The sequence below is a fragment of the Desulfobacter sp. genome, assembly GCF_050177295.1.
On record NZ_JBFXHE010000470.1, the window covers coordinates 1 to 3,216 of the forward strand.

Consider the following 3,216-nt stretch of genomic DNA (forward strand, 5'->3'; position numbering starts at 1 on the left):
CCTCGGGTATTTCCGGTCGATCCGGCATTGAAGCCGGCATGGAAAACCGTATTTTCAATTTCCTTGTGGGAGAGAGCATTGTCCGTTCAAAGGATCCTGCTCAATTTATCAAAACCCTTCTTGGCATCAAAGAACAGGAGGAATAAGCTGTCATGGATCAGTTTTCCGTGCCTATGTGGCAGATAGCCGACCCAAGGCCTGGCGTGCTTGTAAAGGTATGCGGCCTGACCTTTGCGGACAATGCCCTTGACTGCGTAAAAGCCGGTGCCGATATCATCGGATTGGTCTTTTATGAAAAAAGTCCCCGGCATGTAAGTACAGAAAAAGCCCGGGAAATTGTCCGGGCCCTTCCCAAAGGCGTGCCAGCCTGCGGCGTGTTTGTCAACGAAACCTTTGATACGATTATGCAGACCGTTTCAGCCTGCGGCCTTGGGATCGTACAGCTGCACGGCACAGAACCGCCTGAACTTGCGGACCGCTTATCAGCTCAGAACCTTGTGGTAACCAAAGCTTTTTTTGCAACAAGGCCCCCTAAGCTTTGTGAAACAGAAAAATACCAATCCGCTTATTTTTGCCTGGCCGAGTACGGCAAAGGCATACTTCCCGGGGGAAATGCAGAAACCTGGGATTACGGCCAGGCCCTTGAAATGGCAAAAAAGGTGCGTTTAATGCTGGCCGGAGGACTTAACCCGGAAAATGTGGCAGATGCGGTGTCAAGTATCCGTCCCCATGCCGTGGATGTATCCTCGGGTGTGGAAAAAACAAAGGGAATCAAGGACATTTCAAAGGTCACAGCCTTTATCAGGGCGGCAAAATCTGTTTCTATCTGACCAATAAATTACTCCCGGGATAAATCTCATCTTCAGGGGTCAGATTATTCAGTTTGCGTATTGCTGTCACATTCGTTTTATATTTCTGGGAAATCGACCACAGGGTTTCACCCTTTTGAACCGTATGAAACTGACCGGTCTTCTTTGGTTTCTCAGATTTTTTCTTTGTCACCTGAACCTTTTTCTTAAGTGCGTTTGTTGATGCCGGCAGGGCAGGCTTCTTTACTTCAGGTTGGGGTTTGACAACGGTTTTGGGTGATGGCTTTGAGGCAGCAACAGCTAATTTGTTTAACCGGCTCTCAAGTTTGTCCACGTGTTCAATCAGGGTGTCGAGCTTAAGGGTTGCTGCCGTTTCAATTCGTGTGATCCGTTCACCAAGGTCGGACACGGCCTGTGAAGAGGCTTGGTTTTCATTCTGGCCCGAAGAGGAGGTAAGCTTTGCCACAGAGACCTCAAGGGCGGAGATGCGGCTCTCAAAATCCGGGACAGCCTGATCTGTCCCGTTGGCTGATACAGAATTGTCTTCAACTGTCTGCTGGGTAGATGGCCCCCTGAAAAAAAAGAAGAAAACCAGGGCCGTGACCACCAAAGCAGCTATAAGAATCATGGTAAATTCATTTTTTTTCAATAATGTCCCTCCTAGCTCAATGGCGGATACCTCAGGTTCATCTTCTTTTTGATTTATGTTTCTGTCCGGGGTGAGAATTTTGGATTCAGGTGCGGTCTTTTTTATCATTTTTTTGACTCCTGGAAAAAGATGCCATTTGCCTTTTACACCATTTCAATCCGTTATTTCAAGCCTAAACAATTAATTTTAGTGCTGGCGCATGAAAATTTATAATCGTTGAACCAAGGTTTTTAAATATGCTAATCTCTATACATATTCACTGGAACCTTAGCCTTAACAATTAAATCAGGTATTACTTATGCATGGCAAAACCTTTTTGCAAATACCGTTTTTCCTTCTGGGTTTATCACTGACCCTTGGAGTGCTGTGTTCATATGCGTTTGCCCAGGACGCTTTTACCAATAGAATTGGAATGAAATTTGTCCTGATTCCGGCAGGTTCCTTTATCATGGGAAGCCCTGAATCGGAGAAGGGACGCCAGAAAGACGAAAAACAGCACAAGGTGTTTATCACAAAAAGCTTTTACATGTCAGAGACCGAAGTGACCCAGGGGCAGTGGGACCGCCTGGTATCCCCAAATCCGTCTTCTTTTAAACTGGGCAGTTACTATCCCGTGGATACCGTGTCCTGGCATGACGCGGTTACATTTATTCAGTTTTTAAACAAGAGAGAAGGAACCACAAAATACCGTTTGCCCACGGAGGCAGAGTGGGAGTATGCCTGCCGGGCCGGCAGTCAGACCGCCTTTGCCACAGGCGGCATCACCACCTTTTCCTGCAAGGAACCGGAACCGGTGCTTGTTTCGCATGCCTGGTACTGCTTTAATTCAGGTGGTTTTGCGCCTGCGGGGGATTTCAAGCCCCACCCTGTAAAACTGCTCAAACCCAATAAATTTGGACTTTACGACATGCACGGCAATGTTCAGGAATGGGTCCAGGATGCCTGTGAGTGGCGAACACTTTGGAGTGCGGGAACCGGAACTATTACCCGGACCTATGTTGACGGCATTACAGATCCTTTGGAAACAAAGGGTGAGCACCGGGTGGTCAGAGGCGGCGGATGGTTTCAAAACAGTAAATACCAGAGATGTGCTTACCGCACCAATTACAAGCCGGTGGCCCGGCGTAACAGCCTTGGATTCAGAATCGTCAGGGAGCAGTGAGCCGGCAGGTTTAAACCCGGTCTTTTTTATTAAACAGCCTGAAAAGATAAACCCCTGCCCCAAGCATTGCAAAATCCCTGAGGAGCAGCCAGGCTGAGGACCAGGTCCCTTTGGTATCCCCCAGGGAAAAGCACCCGCAGTCAAATTCGTGGCCCCGTATCAGATTAAAGCTGATCAGAAAAATAAAGCTGACCAGCATGGCATTAATCAATAACAGGCCCGAACGTTTGAGCAACCCGGTGATCAGAGAGATACCGCAGACAAGCTCCACAAAGGGCATTACAATGGCTAACACATTAATAAACTGATGGGGAAAGACCGCATAGCCGTACAAAATTGTGGCAAATTCATCCGGTGACACGATTTTGTGCCAGGACGCAAAAATAAAGGTCGATCCTAGAAACAGACGCAGTGCCCATTCAATTATGCCGGTGTGCCGGCCCAAATCCATGGACGACAAATGCGCCCCATTTCTGATACGGAACAGACTGACACGGAACAGTTTGCTCATGGGTCTGTTCTTTTGCCGGCCACATCAAATCCCATTTCCTCCCATTCAGCAAACCCGCCGGCATAAACCGCCACATGGGTAAAGC

At 48.0% G+C, this 3,216-nt stretch carries 4 protein-coding genes; 2 read left to right on the forward strand and 2 right to left on the reverse strand.

The annotated features are described in order from the left end of the window. The first annotated feature begins 152 nt into the window (after positions 1 to 152). Positions 153 to 830, forward strand: coding sequence for a phosphoribosylanthranilate isomerase (locus tag AB7U36_RS21210; protein ID WP_428161612.1), 678 nt, complete (start codon positions 153 to 155; stop codon positions 828 to 830). Here the strand turns inward: AB7U36_RS21210 and AB7U36_RS21215 are convergent. Continuing rightward, a complete protein-coding gene (locus tag AB7U36_RS21215; protein ID WP_428161613.1) occupies positions 823 to 1,566 on the reverse strand; it encodes a LysM peptidoglycan-binding domain-containing protein in 744 nt (247 codons plus the stop codon). The two genes, AB7U36_RS21210 and AB7U36_RS21215, sit on opposite strands and share 8 nt — an antisense overlap. Positions 1,567 to 1,774: 208 nt before the next feature. Here AB7U36_RS21215 and AB7U36_RS21220 point away from each other — a divergent pair, with 208 nt between their 5' ends. Next, positions 1,775 to 2,620 carry a formylglycine-generating enzyme family protein gene (locus AB7U36_RS21220; protein WP_428161614.1) on the forward strand — a complete coding sequence of 282 codons (846 nt, stop codon included), beginning with the start codon at positions 1,775 to 1,777 and terminating at the stop codon, positions 2,618 to 2,620. 10 nt (positions 2,621 to 2,630) lie between these two features. Here the strand turns inward: AB7U36_RS21220 and AB7U36_RS21225 are convergent, their stop codons facing one another. Beyond that, positions 2,631 to 3,131 carry a MauE/DoxX family redox-associated membrane protein gene (locus AB7U36_RS21225; protein ID WP_428161615.1) on the reverse strand — a complete coding sequence of 167 codons (501 nt, stop codon included), beginning with the start codon at positions 3,129 to 3,131 and terminating at the stop codon, positions 2,631 to 2,633. Positions 3,132 to 3,216: the final 85 nt, after the last annotated feature.

Excerpts from the sequence above, each read along its gene's own strand:
- AB7U36_RS21210 (WP_428161612.1), top strand. The coding sequence starts at position 153 with ATGGATCAGTTTTCCGTGCCTATGTGGCAGATAGCCGACCCAAGGCCT.
- AB7U36_RS21215 (WP_428161613.1), bottom strand. The coding sequence starts at position 1,566 with ATGATAAAAAAGACCGCACCTGAATCCAAAATTCTCACCCCGGACAGA.
- AB7U36_RS21225 (WP_428161615.1), bottom strand. The coding sequence starts at position 3,131 with ATGAGCAAACTGTTCCGTGTCAGTCTGTTCCGTATCAGAAATGGGGCG.